Origin of the sequence: uncultured Alcanivorax sp. (genome assembly GCF_947258575.1) — a bacterium.
In the GTDB taxonomy this organism is placed as follows: Bacteria; Pseudomonadota; Gammaproteobacteria; order Pseudomonadales; family Alcanivoracaceae; genus Alcanivorax.
This window is the reverse complement of record NZ_CAMYIV010000010.1, coordinates 38,909-56,310: the sequence shown is the minus strand read 5'-3', so window position 1 is coordinate 56,310 and position 17,402 is coordinate 38,909. Positions and strand designations below refer to the sequence as shown.

At 60.5% G+C, this 17,402-nt stretch carries 16 protein-coding genes; 4 read left to right on the top strand and 12 right to left on the bottom strand.

Going from position 1 to position 17,402, the window contains the following annotated elements:
* Positions 1–8 precede the first annotated feature (8 nt).
* Genes Q0Y02_RS10060 through Q0Y02_RS10045 form a run of 4 tightly spaced genes read left to right on the top strand, consistent with a single transcriptional unit; the run spans position 9 to position 1,635 of the window.
* A complete protein-coding gene (locus Q0Y02_RS10060; protein ID WP_297767514.1) occupies positions 9–248 on the top strand; it encodes a hypothetical protein in 240 nt (79 codons plus the stop codon).
* A 34-nt stretch (positions 249–282) separates the two neighbouring features.
* Positions 283–708 (top strand): MAPEG family protein, encoded by a 426-nt coding sequence (locus Q0Y02_RS10055; RefSeq protein WP_297767511.1) that lies wholly within the window; start codon positions 283–285, stop codon positions 706–708.
* Positions 708–1,043: a TfoX/Sxy family protein gene (locus Q0Y02_RS10050; RefSeq protein WP_297767508.1), complete on the top strand. Its 336-nt coding sequence runs from the start codon at positions 708–710 to the stop codon at positions 1,041–1,043. The genes Q0Y02_RS10055 and Q0Y02_RS10050 overlap by 1 nt, the downstream gene beginning before the upstream one ends.
* A 16-nt stretch (positions 1,044–1,059) precedes the next feature.
* Positions 1,060–1,635 carry a DJ-1/PfpI family protein gene (locus Q0Y02_RS10045; protein WP_297767505.1) on the top strand — a complete coding sequence of 192 codons (576 nt, stop codon included), beginning with the start codon at positions 1,060–1,062 and terminating at the stop codon, positions 1,633–1,635.
* Positions 1,636–1,637: 2 nt separating this feature from the next.
* Here the strand turns inward: Q0Y02_RS10045 and Q0Y02_RS10040 are convergent, their stop codons facing one another.
* The 12 genes from Q0Y02_RS10040 to Q0Y02_RS09985 form a co-directional block, all read right to left on the bottom strand.
* Complete coding sequence (locus tag Q0Y02_RS10040; RefSeq protein ID WP_297767502.1) at positions 1,638–2,297, bottom strand: YoaK family protein; 660 nt, start codon at positions 2,295–2,297, stop codon at positions 1,638–1,640.
* Between the two features lie 66 nt (positions 2,298–2,363).
* A complete protein-coding gene (locus tag Q0Y02_RS10035) occupies positions 2,364–2,849 on the bottom strand; it encodes a helix-turn-helix domain-containing protein (RefSeq protein ID WP_297768088.1) in 486 nt (161 codons plus the stop codon).
* A 131-nt stretch (positions 2,850–2,980) separates the two neighbouring features.
* Positions 2,981–3,529 carry a lactoylglutathione lyase gene (gloA, locus tag Q0Y02_RS10030; protein WP_297767499.1) on the bottom strand — a complete coding sequence of 183 codons (549 nt, stop codon included), beginning with the start codon at positions 3,527–3,529 and terminating at the stop codon, positions 2,981–2,983.
* A 330-nt stretch (positions 3,530–3,859) separates the two neighbouring features.
* The gene (locus Q0Y02_RS10025; protein WP_035245793.1) at positions 3,860–4,819 is read right to left on the bottom strand and encodes a slipin family protein; all 960 of its coding nucleotides are present in this window, start codon (positions 4,817–4,819) and stop codon (positions 3,860–3,862) included.
* 58 nt (positions 4,820–4,877) lie between these two features.
* Positions 4,878–5,348 (bottom strand): NfeD family protein, encoded by a 471-nt coding sequence (locus Q0Y02_RS10020; protein WP_297767492.1) that lies wholly within the window; start codon positions 5,346–5,348, stop codon positions 4,878–4,880.
* A 241-nt stretch (positions 5,349–5,589) separates the two neighbouring features.
* Complete coding sequence (locus Q0Y02_RS10015; RefSeq protein ID WP_297767490.1) at positions 5,590–6,078, bottom strand: peptidylprolyl isomerase; 489 nt, start codon at positions 6,076–6,078, stop codon at positions 5,590–5,592.
* A 71-nt stretch (positions 6,079–6,149) separates the two neighbouring features.
* Positions 6,150–6,698, bottom strand: a complete 549-nt coding sequence (locus tag Q0Y02_RS10010; protein WP_297767487.1) for a cytochrome b — start codon at positions 6,696–6,698, stop codon at positions 6,150–6,152.
* 63 nt (positions 6,699–6,761) lie between these two features.
* Positions 6,762–7,760, bottom strand: a complete 999-nt coding sequence (locus Q0Y02_RS10005; RefSeq protein WP_297767484.1) for a lipid A biosynthesis acyltransferase — start codon at positions 7,758–7,760, stop codon at positions 6,762–6,764.
* Positions 7,757–8,752 (bottom strand): MBL fold metallo-hydrolase, encoded by a 996-nt coding sequence (locus Q0Y02_RS10000; protein ID WP_297767482.1) that lies wholly within the window; start codon positions 8,750–8,752, stop codon positions 7,757–7,759. Before Q0Y02_RS10000 ends, Q0Y02_RS10005 begins: the two co-directional genes overlap by 4 nt.
* Complete coding sequence (locus Q0Y02_RS09995; protein WP_297767479.1) at positions 8,749–9,204, bottom strand: chemotaxis protein CheW; 456 nt, start codon at positions 9,202–9,204, stop codon at positions 8,749–8,751. The genes Q0Y02_RS10000 and Q0Y02_RS09995 overlap by 4 nt, the downstream gene beginning before the upstream one ends.
* A 42-nt stretch (positions 9,205–9,246) precedes the next feature.
* Entirely contained in the window at positions 9,247–10,272 is a 1,026-nt protein-coding gene (locus Q0Y02_RS09990; protein WP_297767476.1) for a chemotaxis protein CheB, read from the bottom strand.
* Positions 10,269–17,351: an Hpt domain-containing protein gene (locus tag Q0Y02_RS09985; protein WP_297767475.1), complete on the bottom strand. Its 7,083-nt coding sequence runs from the start codon at positions 17,349–17,351 to the stop codon at positions 10,269–10,271. Before Q0Y02_RS09985 ends, Q0Y02_RS09990 begins: the two co-directional genes overlap by 4 nt.
* Positions 17,352–17,402 lie beyond the last annotated feature (51 nt).

The window sequence follows — 17,402 nt, the reverse complement described above, 5'->3', positions numbered from 1 at the left end:
AAAATAATATGCGGTTACCGGAAGAGGTGGAAAGCTCGCTGAAAGTGTACGGAAAAAAAGCAGCGATCAGACAGTTATGCCGACAATATAAGATGAGTCGCGGGGCGGCAGCGGGATGGGTGTCAGCCTGCTGTGACAAACATCTGCAAGCAGCTGACACGTCGCTGAGCAACCGAAAAATAGCCGCCATTCTGATGACGGCTTTTCTTGTTGGCATGCTGCTGGCGGCACTGGAAAAACTGGTCTGAGCGCTTCAGATGAGAAGGAGCACGAGGAAAAGACATGCAAGTGACAAGCCCTATTATTACCCCGGTCGTGGTACTGGTGGCCTGGACCATGGTCATGTGGCTCTGGATGTATGTAACGCGGTTGCCAGCCATGAAAGCCGCTAGCATGAAGCCAGACCCGGTAGCGCCCCGTGGCGAGCAGATGAACACCCTGCCCGCCAGTGTGCGCTGGAAGGCGGATAACTATAACCACCTGATGGAACAGCCTACGGTGTTCTATGCCGTGGCCCTGTCGCTGGCACTGCTTGGCCAGGGTGATGGCATCAACCTGACGTTGGCCTGGGCCTATGTGGGTATCCGCGTGGTGCATTCGTTATTGCAGGCGTTGATCAACAAGATCGAGCTACGTTTTGTGTTGTTTGCCCTGTCGTCTCTGGTACTGATCGGGCTCACCGTCAATGCGTTACGCGCCGTGTTCTGATGGCCTTTGATACTGATCTGGCGTTGCGGGTTCGCGAAGGGCTGCTCACTGTCAGTGGTGCTTTGCCCGATGAAAAGCGCATGTTCGGTGGCCTCTGTTTCATGATCGCCGGCAACATGTGCTGCGGTATTCTCGGTGACCGCTTGATGGCACGGGTGGGGCCGGATGCCTATGCAGCGTTGCTCGACGAACCCGGAGCTGGCGAAATGGATTTCACCGGTCGGCCCATGAAGGGCATGCTGATGATCGACGCTGATACCGTCGCCGATGATGGGGCCCTGCAGGACTGGTTATCTCACTGCTTTGCCTTTGTGCGTACCCTGCCACACAAATAAATCATCAGGAATGACCATGCTACAAATCGGGATTGTGATCTACGATGATGCCGAAGTGCTGGATTTTGCCGGCCCTTTTGAAGTGTTCTCTACTGCCGCCCGGCTCTGTGATAGTGCGCCCTGGCAGGTGTCCCTCATCAGTGAAAACCGTGAGGTGATGGCGAGAGGTGGCTTCCCGGTGAAAAGTCACTTCACCCTCGCCGACCACCCGTCTGTGGATGTATTGCTGGTCAGCGGTGGTGTGCATTGCGCTGGCATGGAAAACCCGGCCCTGCTTGAAGCCATTCGCGAGGCCGGTGATGCCGCCAGCTGGGTCACGTCTGTCTGTACTGGCGCCTTTCTGCTGGCCGAGGCCGGTTTGCTGACGGATCAACGGGTCACCACTCACTGGGAAGATAGTGCTGATTTACGACAGCGTTTCCCTGCGCTGGATGTGCAGGAAAATGTCCGCTGGGTAGAAGATGGCAATCGCCTCACGTCGGCGGGCATTTCCGCGGGCATCGACATGAGTCTGCATATGGTGGAAAAGCTGCACAGCCGGAAACTGGCGGAAGACACTGCCCGGCAGATGGACTATGCCTGGCAAGAGTAGGTTTACCGATGCCGGCGGCTATAACGCCAGTACACCACTGCCAGTGATGCCGCCAAGATGGCAGGAAGCATCAGCGCGGTGAAATGCAGTAGCCTGAACAGCAAGGTTCCCAGCGCGCCGCCGCAAATGAAACCGCCAATCAGTAAGACGAACAGCAAAAGCCGGCGGCCGTTGAGGGGAATGCCACGCAGCCGGTTGCCGAGCATGATGCCCAGGTCGGTGAAGATCCCGGACAGGTGGGTGGTGCGAATGATGGAGCCGCTGTAGGTGGTGACCATGGCGTTCTGCAGGCCGCAGGCCATGGAGGCCAGATAGATACCGAGATCACTGCCCTGTTGCAGTGTCAGCATGGCCATGATCAGCAACGCGGCTTCGATCAGCAGGGAGAAACCGTAATGGCGGCCCAGTTTCAGGGCGGTGCTGGTGATCAGCATGCCGCTGAGGGCGGCACCGGCGAGAAAGCTAAGCAGGGTAAACAGCAGGTGCAGGGCATTGCCCAGAGCCAGGTCCGCCAATGCCAGGCCCAGTAGCGACGAGGTGCCGGTCAGGTGAGAGACAGACTGGTGGCTAAAGCCCAGCAGCCCCACCGCATTGACACTGCCCGCCAGAAAGGCGAGCAGAAAGGCTCCAACTTCTACCCAGGGTGGAAGACGCGTCAGCAAGAAAGCCCCCATGCATAGCCGTGATGATAGGCGAGTGTAACATGCGCGTCAGCGGGGGATTTTCGATTATTTCTTTTTCTTCTTCTTGCTGCCTTTTGAGGCTTTTTTGTCGTCGCCCTTTTTACCGGACTTTTTCTTGTTGTCTTTCTTGTCACTCTTTTTGGTCTTTTTGCTGGTGCCCTTGGTGCTTTTCTTGTCCGTTTTTTTCTCGGACTTTTCATTTTTGGCTTTGACGGGTTTCAGTGCTTTGACTTTTTTGCCGCTTTTCTTTTTTTCTTTGTCGGCTTTTTGCGTCTTGCTGTCTGCCTGCGCAGAAGAAGTGGGAGCCGGGCTGTCGGTGTCGAAGATTTCCAGGCTCACGGTCCGGAACCGTCGTAAACAGTAGCGTACCTGGCCGAGGCTGAGCCCACTTTGTTCAGCGGCCTGTTGCTGGGTATTGCCCTGGTCCAACGCCAGCAATGCCTTGGCTCGGGGGCCGTTCGGGGCCGGTTGGTCGGATCGAGCCTGGCAAAAGGTACGCTGTGCGCTGGTAAGAAGAGAAGACTGACTCATTATAGGTGATCCCCTGAGGTGGGCCCGGAGAGGGTGCCGGGCCTTGGACAAAAAACACGAGCCTTACACAATACGAGACAGCCAGAGAGGAAAGCAAAAAAACAAATTGCCTGTCAGAAAAGTGACATCTTTCAGGCGATCTTCTGCTGCGTTTCCATCATGTCAGCCTGCAGGATTTCAATCCAGTATCCATCCGGATCCTTGATGAAAGCGAGACCTTTCATCTTGCCATCATCCGGTTTCTTGACGAAATCCACTCCCAGCTTTTCGAACCGTTCGGCGGCGGCGTAAACATCGGGAACGGTGATGCCGATATGACCAAACCCCTGGGGCTGGTCGTTGCCATTGTGATAGGCAAAGTCCGCATCGTCTTCGCTGCCCCAGTTGTGGGTCAGCTCCAGCATGGCTTCACGACCAAAGGTGTAGGTGAGTCGTTTGGCATCGTCCTCGGGCACCTGGCGCGCCTCCTCTTCCCCCAGATAGGCCAGGAAATAGAGGCTGAACTTCATTGCCGGAAAATCGAGTTTGCGCACCAGGCGCATGCCCAGCACCCGGGTATAGAAATCCAGGCTGACAGCGGGGTCCTTGATACGGAGCATGGTCTGGTTGAACAGGAAATCGCGGGTGGCGTCGTCCTCGGTTTCACAGAGGCCGTCGGCCTGTTCGAAGTGGCGGGACATAGGGGCTCCTGAATCTTTGAGGCTTGGGGATGTTCAGGATATTGGGATGGGGCGAAAGGAATGCAAGCCTTGTTGCAGGTGCGTCGCTGCGGCGCGATCCCCCAAATACCTGAAAAGACGGATCTACCCACAGAGGGCACAGAGCACACAGAGAAAAAACCGTCTTTTCCTCAGTGATCTCTGTGCCCTCTGTGGTGGAAGTGCTTTTGATCCTGGTCTTGGGGGCGCCCTGGCAGCGTTACCGCAACGGTCGCTCCGGTTCGCACCTCAAGCGGTGCTCCTACAGAGAGGGCGGAGCTTGCGGTTGGCAAGCTCCTGGAGATGGATGGATCAGGCCGGGGTTTTTTCCACGGTCTTGAGGACTTTCTGCAGGCCGGCCACGGCGCCACCGATGTCGCTGAGGCCCTGAGGCAGCAGCAGGGTGGTGGATTCCTTGGCGACTTTTTCGAAGGCGGATACGTACTGCTCGGCGATGCGCAGGCTGACGGCTTCTTCGCCACCATCCTCTTTCACGGCGCCGGCTACCTGACGCAGGCCTTCAGCGGTGGCGGTGGCGATCAGCTCGATCTGACGGGCGCGACCTTCCGCCTCGTTGATCTGCTTCATTTTTTCACCTTCGGAGATATTGATCATCTCCTGCTTCTCACCTTCGGAGCGGTTGATGGCGGCCTGGCGATCACCCTCTGAACGGTTGATGGCGGCCTGGCGCTCACCCTCGGACTCGGCAACCACGGCGCGACGTTCACGCTCGGCGCGAACCTGTTTCTCCATGGCGTCCTTGATGGACACGGGCAGGTTGATGTCGGCCACTTCGTAGCGCAGCACTTTCACGCCCCAGGGCTGTGCGGCTTCATCCACCGCCTTGACCACTTCCATATTGATTTCGCCGCGTTCCTCGAAGGTCTTGTCCAGATCGATTTTACCGATCACGGAACGCAGGGTGGTCTGGGCTAGTTGCTGGGCGGCCATCACGTAGTCGTCCACACCATAACTGGCGGACTTGGGATCGATTACCTGCAGGTACATGACGCCGTCGATGGAGACTTCGATGTTGTCCTTGGTGATACAGCTCTGGCGCGGCACGTCACGGACGATTTCCTTCTGGGAGTGCTTGTAGGCAACCCGGTCGATAAAGGGCATCAGGAAGTGGAGGCCCGCTTCCAGGGATGTCTGGTACTTGCCCAGCCGCTCCACCACATACACCTGCCGCTGCGGCACGATGCGGATCACCATGAAGAGCAGAATGACAACGCCGAGGGCGATGAGAGCGGAAATAATTAAACCTGCCATGGATAAAGTTCCTTGTTATTGCTTGTGAGTTGAGATGAAAACGGGGTGGCGATAGGCGTCATTCCGCCGGCGTCTGCGGCCCTGGCATCCAGGGCTCTACGGTGAGCCAGAGGCCGTCGTGCTGGGTGATGCGAACCATATCGCCGGGATGCAGGGGCTGGGCGCACTGTGCCTGCCAGCGGGCGCCCCGGTAGGAAACGGTGCCCACGCCGTTGCTGAAGGCGTCTGCCACGGTGGCGCGACCACCGACCAGGCCGGCACTGTCTGCCTCGCCCTCACCGCGGGGCCGCTCACTGCCCATCAGCTTGTCGTTGATCACGCGACGGACAAATACCAGCAATAACAGGCTGGTAAGAGCGAACAGGGTCAGTTCCCAGGCGGTGTCATCCAGCAGTCCGAGAAACTTGAGGCTGCCTACCAGCAAAGCGGCGATCCCGAAGAAGATCACCACCAGTCCGGAGACGGCAAATTCGGCGATCACAAAGGCAAGCCCGGCGATAATCCAGTAGCTGTATTCTGGCAGATCCATTCCTGTGCCCCTGTAGCGTGTGCATTATTTTGATCAACTAAGATAGCACGTTGGTGACAGGTTAGTCGGTAGGAAAAGGCTGAAAATCAGGGAGCTGCAAGCTTCAAGCTACAACGCGGTTGCAGTTCCATGGTTTTGCATGGCCTTGCCCGCGATTAACGGTAAAGGCGCGGGCGTAAGCGTGCCAAAGCGGGAAAGTTCATCCCGCGTTGCAGCTTGAAGCTTGCGGCTTGTCGCTGAATCAGTGCTGATGCCCGCCAACGCCGTGGGCGTGCTTGTGCGCTTTTTCTTCTTCGCTGGCATCACGAATATCCGTAATTTCCACTACAAAACGCAGGGATTTTCCAGCCAGGGGGTGGTTGGCGTCCACGTCCACGGTTTTCAGGCCTACCTTGAGCACGGTGAGCATGCGCGGGCCTTCGTCGGTGGAGACGGTGACGACCTTGCCGGGGGCCAGCTTGCCGGCGTGTTTCAGGTACTTGCGGGAGATGCGCTGGAACAGGGTGTTGTCGTATTCGCCGTAGGCGTCTGCCGGGCTCACGGTCACGTCCACCTCGTCACCGACGGCCTTGCCGGTAAGGGCGGCTTCCAGGCCCTTGATGATGTTGTTGTAGCCGTGCAGGTACGCCATGGGCTCGCCGGTTTCCCGGGAGTTTTCAATTTCGCTGCCGTCGTCGGCGTTGAACAGGCTGTAATGCAGGGTAACGACCTTGTCGTTTTCGATGGTCATGCAGGCTCCGGTTGTCAGGCGATCGGGATGGTGGGCAATTGTGGCGCCTTCATCGCCGCCGGGCAATTATCTCAGTGGTTGTGTTTGCCGGGGAGCATGCGTTTCAGGGTGGCGTCCCTGTCGATGAAATGGTGCCACAGGGCGCCTGCCACATGGATGGCGATCAGGGTCAGCAGCGTGGTCCACAGCACCTCCTTGTGAATGAAGGCGATTTGCTTGGCCAGGTCGGTATTGATCGCCGCCAGTTGGGGCATGCTGACAATGCCAAAGATCTCTATGGTCTTGCCGGCAAACTGGCGCATGGCAAAGCCGCTGAGGGGCATGGCGAGAAGCACCCCATACAGCAGTCCATGAACAAGACGGGATAACTGATGCTGCCAGGCGGCGCCAATGGGTGTCGGGCGTGGGTACAGGGCGCGGCCATAAAGCCGGATCAGGATGATAACCAGCGTGGTGAGCCCCAGTGAAAAATGCAGCATTTTCCACCATTCGCGCATGGGGTCACTCTTTTCGTAGAACTCATGGAGTTCCACGGCGCCCCAGACCATCACCAGCAACAAGACCACCAGCCAGTGAAGCCCTTTGTGTAATGCGTGCCAGCTTGCCGGTCTTGTAGTCATGGTGCGCTCCCGCTCATTAACCGAAGTATCCCGGATAAAGAATAACCAGGGCTTAACGGGTATTCACTGATCCGGGTCAGTGTCCGGGTGCAGGCCCAGGGTTTTACGGTCTTCGCCCTGGGCGATCCGCGCCAGCAGGTCGCGGGATTGCCGATACCAGCGCCGCCGCCCCTTGGGGCCCCATTTGAAGCGTTTGTAGGTCCACTGATACTGGGCCAGGTTGCGGTCGATACAGTGCTGCAGGCCGGTGTTCATGGCGGTGAGAATCTCGGTGCAGTCGCTGGCCTGTTCGATCTCCGGGGCTGGATCGAAGTGGAGATGGATGTCTTTCACGCCGCCCTGGCCACGGATGCAGGATACGATGAACACATGGGGGCGGTAGCGCTGCACCAGCTTGTCGATCAGTGCCGGGGTGGGCACATCGTAGCCGAAAAAAGGCACGCAGGGATTGCTGCGGTTACCCGGGTTGTGGTCGGAAAGAATGCCCAGGGTGCCGCCGGCTTTCATGGCCGCCAGCGCCTTTTTGACCCCCTGGCTGTTGGTGGGAATCAGTACCGAGCCGGTGCGCTCCCGGGCTGCCTTGACCATGGCATCCATCAGGGTGGCCGGATGGGGCTGGTACATGATCAGGGTCTTGTCGCGGTCGCCCTTGTCGCCCACATAGAGGTTACTGATTTCCCAGCTACCCTGGTGTAAGGACAGCATGAGTACCGGTCGCTCGCAGGCGCAGGCATCCAGAAAGGCTTGCTCGCCGTGGATATGGGTGATCCGGGCCAGGGTTTGTTCCACCGGGCGATGCCAGACATGGCTGAATTCGGTGAGGGTCCGGCCCAGTTCGGCCATGCTCTGGCGGCCGATACGTTTGGCGTCCGCCAGGCTCATGGCCGGGTGGGTGGCCAGCAGATTGATCAGCACCACCCGGTAGGCACTGGCATAGCGCAGTGGCACCAGCGTGATCAGGGTGGCAAAAAACGCCCCGAAGGCGGTGACTAGCGGCAGTGGAAGCCAGGCAAGCAGACGGACCACCAACCACAGGCGGCGGCCTTGATATGGTTTACTCATGATGGCAATTCAATTGTCAGGGTCTCGCCATGCTGCGGGACCCGAAATGTCTTGGAATCGATCTGTTGTTCTTGCAACGCCTGGGCCAGAGCCCGGGGTGGCGCGTCCATGGGCTCGTCGGTGAGCACAAAGGTGCCCCAGTGCATGGCGACCGACTGGCGGGCGCGAATGTCCTGGTGAATTGTAACCGCTTCTGCCGGGTTTATGTGAACCGGGGACATAAACCAGCGGGGTTCATAGGCGCCGATGGGTAACAAGGCCAGGTCCACGGGGCCGAAAATGTCGCCAATTTCAGTAAAAAGCGGGGCATAACCGGTATCGCCGGCGAAATAGAGACTGAAATCCGGGAAGTTCAGTCGCCAGCTACACCACAGCGTCTGGTTATGGTCGCCGGGGCCACGGCCACTGAAATGCTGGGCGGGCAGGCAGAAGGCTTCCACCTGGCCGTGGTATTCGCTTTGCCACCAGCCCAGTTCAATAATGCGCTCCACGCCCAGATTACGTAGCCAGGAAGCCACGCCGGTGGGAACGAACCAGAGTATCTCGCGACCAAAGCGGGCTTGGAGCTGTTTCACCGACGCTCGATCCAGATGGTCGTAGTGGTTGTGGGAGACCAGCACGGCATTGATCGGCGGCAGGTCATCGACGGTAAGAGCGGGCGGTACCGCCCGTTTCGGGCCGGCAAAGGACAGCGGCGAACAGCGCTCGGAAAAGACCGGATCGGTAATCAGGTTCCAGCCGCGGTGCTGAAACAGGAAGGTGGAATGGCCGATCCAGGTCAATTGCGGTTGCGGTCCCGGGTTAGCCAGGCGCTGCGGGTCCGGCTGCTGCAGCGGGAAAGGCTGATGGCGCGGAAACTGGCCACGGGTGTCCCATTGCCAGCGCAGGAAGGCACCCAGGCCATGACGGGGGGTAGGGAAACGATTGCGATACACCCCGGCGCGGGCAGGGTGTTCTGCTGCCAGAGCGGCCAGCCGTTCCCGGTCGATCATGCGCCGTCCCGTAGTCCTGCCACGGCGCCTTCAATGGCATCCAGATCGGGAATTACCGCCAGGTCGCCACCCACCTGGATGTACATGGTTTCCGCCGGGCCGGTGTCCACCGGTTCTTCCACCGGATCGTTCTTGGCCACTTTCATCATCCGCGGGATCCCCTGCACGATCACGGCATAGAAAGTGCTTTTTCCAGCCACGGTATTGAGTACCGCGATGCGGGCATCCTGGCCAATGGTGATCTGCCCGGACTCGTTGAGCTTCTCAAAGGACAGCAGCGGAATATTCTGGTCCCGCCAGCTCAGCCAGCCCAGCAGCCATTCAGGGCCATGACCGGGTCGGTCCGGTTGGCGCAGGGGGATGATTTCGGCGACCACGATGTTGGGGATCAGCCAGGGGCGCCCCTGCATGGGGATCAGCAGGCTGGAGATGTCGGATGGCAAGCTGCTCATAGTAAACCTCAAAGTGTAAGCCGGAGTATGCAGTAACCCGTGTCAGGCACCCGGCTTCTTTACTTCTGCTTTTAATTCTCTTCTTAACCGTTCCACCAGCTGTCGTGCAAGCTGTTCCGGAGAGCCGCTGTAACTGACGCAGCCCGTCTCACGGGTAGAATCGGGCTGGCTGCTGACGGCGCAGGTATCGGCGCTCTGTGCCCACACGGGGCAGCCACTGGCCGCCAGCCGGGGGGCGGCGATGGCGCCGTCATTGCCCATGCCGGAAAACAGGATAGCGCCGCAGGCGTTGCCGAAGCCCTCGCCCACATGTTGTATCACCTGATCAATGGACGGTGCATAGGGCCCTTCCCAGGGCTGGCCGGTGGACTGGATACGACCGTCGTGGCGAAATTTCACCGCGTATTCCACCGGCGCGATGGCCAGTTCACCATGACGCAGGGCGCTACCGTCGACACCCACCCTGCAATGAATGTTGTTGTCACGACCCAGCACGCCGCACAGGGTGTCCAGGAAACTGTCATCGATATGCTGTGCCAGTACAAAGGCCACCGGCAGATTGGCCGGCAGGCAGTCGAGAAACAGTTTTACCGCTGCCGGACCGCCCAGGCTGGCCCCCAGTACCCAGACCCGTTCGGGGCGGTCGCCGGGGCGAATGGTTTCGAATTCCCGCGGGGTGGGGATTTTTACCTGTGGCGGGCGCTGGGGAATCACTTCCAGCCGCTCTTCTACGGCCGGCTTGCCGATGTAATCCACCAGCTTGGTCACCAGCCGTCGCTCCCATTTCGGGTAACGGGCATCGGTACGCGCCGGGGCCTGACCATCACAGAACAAAATAGGGGCGGCGGCGTCTTCCAGCAGGTTATCCAGAAAAGCCTGCCAGCGATCCTCGCTGGACAGGTCTACCACCCACAGATCCAGAGCACCATCTTCCAGCCAGCGTTTTTCCAGGGCTTCCGGGTCGGTGTTGACGACCACCTGGTAGCCCTGACTCTTCACTGCGCTGGACAGCAGGTGGCCCTGCAATGTGCTGTCGGCGATCACGCCGACCCGGCCCGGTGCGGTCATTCGTTACCCGTTTCCTGCAACTCGCCCAGCAGTTCACGAATGGTGGAGAGCAGTTCGTTCTCCTGGAACGGCTTGCCCATGTAACAGTTCACGCCGATATCGAAGGCCCGTTCGCGGTGTTTTTCGCCGGTGCGCGAGGTAATCATGATGATCGGCACGTCCTGCAGGCGGCTGTCGTGGCGCACATGGGTGGCCACTTCAAAACCGTCCATACGTGGCATCTCGATATCCAGCAGCATCACATCCGGGCGGATATCTTCCAGCTTGGCGATGGCGTCCATACCGTCCTTGGCGGTGACCACTTCGTAGCCATTGCGCTCCAGCAGGCGGGTGGTCACCTTGCGCACGGTGACCGAGTCATCGGTGACCATGACCAGCGGCGTGTCGCGCTTGGTGTCGATCTCTTCGTCTTCCGGTACTGGTTCCTGGGGCAGTACAGGAATGTCTGCGACACCCATGGCCGGCACCTGCACGTGGGCGGCACGGATCAGCGAGTGGATATCGAGAATGATCACCACGGAGCCATCCCCGAGGATGGTGGCGCCGCTGATGCCGGCCACCGATGCCAGCTGCGGACCTACCGATTTCACTACCACTTCCCGGGAACCCACCAGGTTGTCCACCACAATGGCCACGGTGTGTTCGGTGCTGCGGATCAGCAGTACCGGCATGGGAGTGGTGTGGCTTTCCAGGTGCGGGCTGCGGGTGCCATGGACGAAATTGCCCAGGTATTGCAGTTCGTAGTCCTGGCCCACATAGGTGTAGACCGGGTTGTCTTCCTCGAAATAGTGCTGCAGCTCGAAGGGGCTGATACGCACGATACCTTCGATCTGGTTAAGCGGGATGGCGTAGGTATCTTCCGCCGCCTTCACCATCAGGGCCCGGTTCATGGCCAGGGTGAACGGCAGACGGATGATGAAACGGGTGCCCTGCCCCTTGTGCGAATCGATGGTCACCGAGCCGCCCATCTGCTTGATCTCGCTTGCCACCACGTCCATGCCCACGCCACGGCCGGAAATCTGGGTGACAGCGGCGGCGGTGGAGAAGCCGGCGTGGAAGATGAACTGCTGGATTTCCTGCTCGGAGAGTTGCGCGTCCGGGGCGATCAGGCCGCGCTCCACGGCTTTCGTGCGCACGGCGTCGGTGTCGATGCCCTTGCCATCGTCGGACAGGGTAATCACTACCTCGCCGCCCTCGCGGCCCAGTTCCAGGTTGATGCGGCCGGAGTCGTTCTTGCCGGCGCTCTGGCGACCTTCGCGGGTTTCGATGCCGTGATCCACGGCGTTACGCAGCATGTGCTCCAGCGGGGCGACCACCCGTTCCATCAGGGAGCGGTCCAGTTCGCCTTCCGGGTTGAGCACATCGAATTCCACCCGTTTGTCCACTTCACCGGAAATCTGCCGGACGATACGGCGCAGACGCGGTACCAGGCGGCTGAAGGGCACCATGCGGGTGCGCATCAGTTTTTCCTGTAGCTCGGTGTTGATCCGCGATTGCTGCAGCAGCAGGGTTTCGGTGTCCTTGGTGCGGTCCAGCAGGGTGTTCTTCAGATCCAGCAAATCCGAGGCGGATTCCGACAGCTGCTTGGTGATCTGATGCAGCTCGGAGTATTGATCCATTTCCAGGGGATCGAAGTCTTCGTCGATTTCACCCCGTTCCACGCCCTGCTGATAATTGGACATGATCTGCGCTTCGGTTTCTGAATCCAGACGGCGCAGCTGTTCGTAGAGGCGCTGTACCGTGTTGCCCATTTCCTCCACGTTGAAGGTGAACTCGGAAATCCCCTGCTCTACCCGGCCGCGGTTGATGGAGGTTTCCCCGGCCAGGTTCACCAGCGCTTCCAGAACGTCGGCCCCGACCCGCACCATTTCCTGGGGTTGCGCCTGATTTTGACGCTGGCGGCGGTCATCCTGTTTTGGCTGTTGCGGTTGTGGCTTCTCGGCCGCCGGTGCCATGGCCGTGCCGCTCTCTTGCGGGGCGGTGACGGGCTGGCGGCGGGCGCTACGGGCCACTGATTCCATGCCCCGGACAATCTGGTCGTACCAGTTGATCATGGGCTGGAAATCTTCCTGGGTGGGCGCCTCGCGGCGCCTTTCCAGCTGTAGCAGATAGGTTTCGAAGTCGTGACTGATGTCGCCCAGCGGCTTCAGGCCGGCCAGTCGTGCGCCGCCCTTGAGGGTATGCAGGGCGCGTTTGAGGTCATCGGTGAAATCGGTGCTTTCCGGGTGGTCTTTCCAGGAAGTCAGGCAGGCATCGATGATTTCCGCCAGCTCATCGGACTCTTCCAGGAAGATTTCCAGAATTTCCGGGTCGCTGTCCGATTCCCAGTCGCTGTAATCCTCGTCCGGCTGTTCGCTGGTGGCCGTCGGTTCTTCCCGGTTGGTCGGCGTCGTTGGCGAAGCTTCTGCGGGTGCTGGCGCAGCAGACGCAACAGCGGGCAGGCTGAATCCTGCCGGGTCGGCCACATAGCCGTGGATCGCCTGGATCAGGGTGTCGCCCTGGGGCAGCGGCCGGCCGGCCTTGAGTGCCTCTACCATTTCGGCCAGTTGGTCGTGGCAACGATGCAACAGATCGAACAGGGTCGGTTCAATGGCCAGACGGCTTTGCGCCAGGCCTTCATAAAGCGTTTCCAGCTCGTGGCCCAGATCGCCCAGTTCGCTGACTTCCGCCATGCGCGCGCCACCCTTGAGGGTGTGCAGGTCACGCTGCAGGGATTGCAGTTCGATCAGGTTGTCCTGCTCGCCGATCCACTGCTCCAGGCTACTGCCGGCAGATTCCAGAATCTCGTCAGCTTCTTCCAGAAAGATTTCTACCAGCTCCGGGTCACGCTCCGGTTGAGGGGGCGCCGGAGTGGCGGGCGCGTCCTCAACCGCAACGGGCGCGGGGCTGCCGGTGTCTTCGGCAAAGTCGGAAGCGGCTTCGTGAGCCTGGGGTTCACTGTCGAGGGAGGCACTGGTGTCCGGCGTGCGGTCGCCGCGCAGGAAAGCCTGGATGGCGCTGACCAGTTCCGGGGCGTCGTCCGGGGTTCTGCCGCCGCGCAGGGCGTCAATCATGTCGGCGAGCCGGTCATGACAACGGTGCAGCAGCACAAACAGGGCCGGCTCGGTTTGTTGCTGGCCGGCATTATAGGCTTCGTAGAGATTTTCCAGTTCGTGGGCCAGGTCGCCTACCGGTGCAACGGCGGCCATGCGCGCGCCACCCTTGAGGGTATGAAGATCCCGCTGTAGACCATCCACGTTGCCGGCATCACCCTGTTCCCACTGGTCCAGGGTATGGCTGGCGGATTCCAGAATCTCTTCGGCCTCTTCCAGGAACAGGCTGACCAGTTCCGGATCCATGTGGGCCTGATATTCACCATTGCTGGCCCAGCTATTGGTGTCCGGGGCGCTATCCGCATCCGGGGAATCTGTGCTGCTGTCAGAGAAGGCATCGTCCCAGTGAGGTGAACTGCCGCCGGGGCCATCATCGTCTGGACCGCTGTTTTCTGCCAGTTCGTGGAGGGAATCCACCAGACCCAGTTCCGGGCGCACGGTCTGGCCGGCGGCCAGGCAGTCCATCATGTTGACCAGGGCATCCTGGCCTTCGCCGGCCAGCGACAGCATCTGCTCGCTGCAGGCCAGGCGGCCGGATTCCACCGCGCTGTAGCAGGCGGCCAGAGCCGCGGCCAGGGCGTGAATTTCGTTGAGACCGGCGGTGGTAGCGCTGCTGGAAAGCAGTTGCAGCTCGTCGCGCAGTTTCACCAACTCTTCGGTCTGTTCTGGATGCTGGGCCCACTGGTCCAGCAGTTGCTCCGCGTCCACGATCAGGTCCATGCCTTCGGAAAGGAACACGGAAAGGATGTGTGGATCCGGGCCGGCGTCATTTTGTTCGGCCAGCCCGTCGCGGTGTTGCTGTAGCGCGGCGATCAGGGCATCGGCGCCGGGCAGGTGGGGTTGAGCGAGCTGATCCAGGTTGTTGAGCACCAGGCGATGAGCCTGCCGCAGCAGCCCGGCCTGCTGTGTGGTTATCCGGCGGTTGCTGCTGATCAGGTCGCGGACCAGTTTTTCAGCCGGTTCCGCCACTTCCGCCACCGCTTCGATTTCCGCCATGCGGGCACTGCCCTTGAGGGTGTGCAGGGCGCGGTGGACGCTATCGTCCAGGGTGTGTTCGGAGAGATCCGGGTCGACGGTGTCCAGCCACTCATCAATCAGTGCCAGGTTGCGACGGGCTTCGCTGGCGAAGATCTCCAGCAGCACCGGGTCGGGTCCCTCGTCGCTGTCGGCATCCGCTGTCGCGTCGTCGCCGTCGCTCATGTCGGGGATGTCAGCGAGGCTGTCGATACCGTTGTCGGCGCTCTCGTTCTCGCTGTCTGCTGACGCGGTTTCACTGGCCGGCTCGGGAGCTTCTTCATCAGGCAGACTGAATTCGATGACGCCATCATCGACATCGTCGCTGTCTTCCCAGGCAAGGTGGGCGTCGCTGTCGTCGGAGGCATCGTTGAAGGCAGCCAGGTCTTCCACGGACAGGCTGTCGTCATTGTCAGTGCGGCTTTCCGCGAACGCGTCGCTGTCGGCGGGCAGGGTGATTTCCAGCGTGTCGTCGCTTTGTGTGTCATCGCCCGGTGCAGCAACGTCGCTGTGGTTGTCAGCGCTGCTGCTCTCGGTGCCAGTGATGGTCGGCACCTGATCAATCTGGCCGCCCGCGGCCAGGGTGTCAGCGGCGTCGGCCAGCGGTTGCACATCGAATGGATCCGGCTGTCGCAGGGTAAAGGCATCCACCAGGGCGGGAACCCGATTGCGGACTTCCTGTACCAGTGCAATCAGCACCGCGGTCGGTTCAATGCTGCGGTCAATGACCCGGTTGAGCATGTTTTCCACGGACCAGCCCAGCTCGCCCACGGTGCTGGCACCGACCATGCGACCGGAGCCTTTCAGTGTGTGGAAGGCGCGGCGGAATTCCACCAGGGATTCTTCATCGCTGGTGTTGGCGGCCCAGCGCGGGAAGTATTGATCCAGCGCGTCCAGGACTTCGCCGATTTCTTCCTGGAAGATCTCGATGATTTCGTCATCAATCAGATCGTCATCATCGTCAGAGGGACTCTCGGCGACCGGTTGTGGCTCGGCGTCGGGTTCCTGCGAAGCGGACTGTGCTTCCTGTTCAGTGGGGGCCAGGCCGGTAATTTCGAGGGTGCGATCGTCTTCGTCTGCGTTGTCCTGTGGGGCATCGGTGCTGTCGTCGAAGGCCTCTTCCAGAGAGAAATCTTCGTGCAGATCGTCGCCGTCGGTGCTGTCATCGGCATCGGGCTGGGCATGCAAAGAGTCGGGCTCGTCGACCGTGTGGCTGTCGGTCCGGGCCTCTGCGTCCAGCTCTATGCGTTCCACGTCGAACTGGTCATCGCCGAAATCACTGCCCTGATCCAGCGGGTAGCCGAGAGCGTCCACACTGGCACGGGCCAGTTGCAGGATATCGTCGGTGGTTTCCGGATCGTCGCTGAGACGTTCCAGATAGTATTCCACCGAGGTGATGGCATCGGCCAGGGTATCCATGCTGCGCCAGTCCGGTTTCGGCTGGTCGGCGTCAAGCAGCTTTTCCTGAATGAAGAGCACGCACTGACGCAGAATGACGGCAGGCTTGCTGAGCTGGATGACCTCCAGGCCGCCGCGCACGGCATTGAGCCGTTCTGGCACTGGGCCCAGGTGCTCCGGGTTCCACTGGGAAGCAATGAACTCGACGATGCCGTCCTTGGCCTCTTCCAGGCCGGCACGGCATTCGCGCAGTACCGCATCCATGGCCTGGCCCACGTGGCCAGGCATGTCGCTCTGGTCGCCGGCGTAGGACTTGCTGCGGCGGTCACCGCCGCTGATACCCGCAAGGGTGGCTTCCACATAGAGCAGGGCGCCGGCGATATCCATCAGGGTATCGCGTTCGGCGGGGCGTTTGCCGGCGACAATATCTTCCACCGCGTGGAGCTGCTCTTCCACCAGGGTGCGCGGCTGTCCGAGGCCCAGTACCGCCACGGTGTCGGCCACCTGTTTCAGGGTGACTGTCTGCGGCTGCAGTTTGCTGGCGTCGTTTTCGCCACTGTGCACGAAGGCTTCCAGGGCATCCTTGACGGTAGTGATTTCCTCGGACAGGGCTTTCACTACCGAATTCATGGCTTCGGCATCCGGGCCGCTCATGCGGGCCCGTTCTGCGTTGACCAGGTCATCGGAGGGCAGCGCATCGTCCAGGCGGAATCGGGCTTTGACATCGCGAATGCGCGGGCTGTCCACCTCGGCCTTGGCCACGTAATAAAGCAGGTTCTTGATCAGTTCGGTGGGGGCCGGCCGGTTCAGGCTGTCGGCGCCATCGCTGACCAGTTCGCGCAGGTTGCGGTCCACATGACCGAGCATCAGCTTCACCGAGGTGCCCAGGACAATGGCGTCTTCCGACAGCCCTTCCACCAGAGCGTTGCTGATGCTCCACAGGGGAGCCCGGGGGGCATCGCCTGTGATCTGTTCCAGTTTGGTGAAGACCTTGGCCATGTAGCCCAGGTTCTCCCCCATGTTGTCGTTGCGCAGCACGCCGAGCAGGGCAATCTGGAACATCTGGCGAATTTTTTTGGCCAGCTGAATAAATCGCGGGTCGTGGAGCAGGTCTTCAGGAATCTGGCCATGGCCGGTGGCATCGGTCAGATCCGGTTTGAACAGGGCGGTTTCCGACAGCAGCGGTTCGCCACGGGCGGCGCGCAGGTCGTTGAGCAGCGGCAGCAGCACCACCGGCAGGTCGCGGCGGTTGCTGGCCACCCGGTCCAGATAGGGGGGCAGCTGCAGGATGGCCCGCATCAGGGTTTCCTGGCCGTCGGCCACATTGCCTACCCGGCCTTCCAGCAGGGCCTGGGCCAGCTTTTCCATTTCCTCGGCGAGCAGAGCAGCACCGTAGAACTCCACCATTTGCAGGGTGCCATACACCTGGTGCAGATGGGCCTGGCAAAAGCGCATGCGGGTGGCGTCGTCCGGGGTATCCACGAACGCTTCCAGTGCCTGCTGCGCCTGGTTCAGGGTTTCCTGGATCTCCCCGCGAACCCAGTCCAGAGCCAGATAGTCGTGACGGTCACTCATGACGTCTCCTGTCATACTTAAACCTGCCGTCACTGCGGGCAGGTTTTTTAT

Coding starts and splice junctions, on each gene's coding strand:
- Q0Y02_RS10060 (WP_297767514.1), top strand. CDS start 9: ATGCGGTTACCGGAAGAGGTGGAAAGCTCGCTGAAAGTGTACGGAAAA.
- Q0Y02_RS10055 (WP_297767511.1), top strand. CDS start 283: ATGCAAGTGACAAGCCCTATTATTACCCCGGTCGTGGTACTGGTGGCC.
- Q0Y02_RS10050 (WP_297767508.1), top strand. CDS start 708: ATGGCCTTTGATACTGATCTGGCGTTGCGGGTTCGCGAAGGGCTGCTC.
- Q0Y02_RS10045 (WP_297767505.1), top strand. CDS start 1,060: ATGCTACAAATCGGGATTGTGATCTACGATGATGCCGAAGTGCTGGAT.
- Q0Y02_RS10035 (WP_297768088.1), bottom strand. CDS start 2,849: ATGAGTCAGTCTTCTCTTCTTACCAGCGCACAGCGTACCTTTTGCCAG.
- gloA (WP_297767499.1), bottom strand. CDS start 3,529: ATGTCCCGCCACTTCGAACAGGCCGACGGCCTCTGTGAAACCGAGGAC.
- Q0Y02_RS10025 (WP_035245793.1), bottom strand. CDS start 4,819: ATGGCAGGTTTAATTATTTCCGCTCTCATCGCCCTCGGCGTTGTCATT.
- Q0Y02_RS10020 (WP_297767492.1), bottom strand. CDS start 5,348: ATGGATCTGCCAGAATACAGCTACTGGATTATCGCCGGGCTTGCCTTT.
- Q0Y02_RS10015 (WP_297767490.1), bottom strand. CDS start 6,078: ATGACCATCGAAAACGACAAGGTCGTTACCCTGCATTACAGCCTGTTC.
- Q0Y02_RS10010 (WP_297767487.1), bottom strand. CDS start 6,698: ATGACTACAAGACCGGCAAGCTGGCACGCATTACACAAAGGGCTTCAC.
- Q0Y02_RS10005 (WP_297767484.1), bottom strand. CDS start 7,760: ATGAGTAAACCATATCAAGGCCGCCGCCTGTGGTTGGTGGTCCGTCTG.
- Q0Y02_RS10000 (WP_297767482.1), bottom strand. CDS start 8,752: ATGATCGACCGGGAACGGCTGGCCGCTCTGGCAGCAGAACACCCTGCC.
- Q0Y02_RS09995 (WP_297767479.1), bottom strand. CDS start 9,204: ATGAGCAGCTTGCCATCCGACATCTCCAGCCTGCTGATCCCCATGCAG.
- Q0Y02_RS09990 (WP_297767476.1), bottom strand. CDS start 10,272: ATGACCGCACCGGGCCGGGTCGGCGTGATCGCCGACAGCACATTGCAG.
- Q0Y02_RS09985 (WP_297767475.1), bottom strand. CDS start 17,351: ATGAGTGACCGTCACGACTATCTGGCTCTGGACTGGGTTCGCGGGGAG.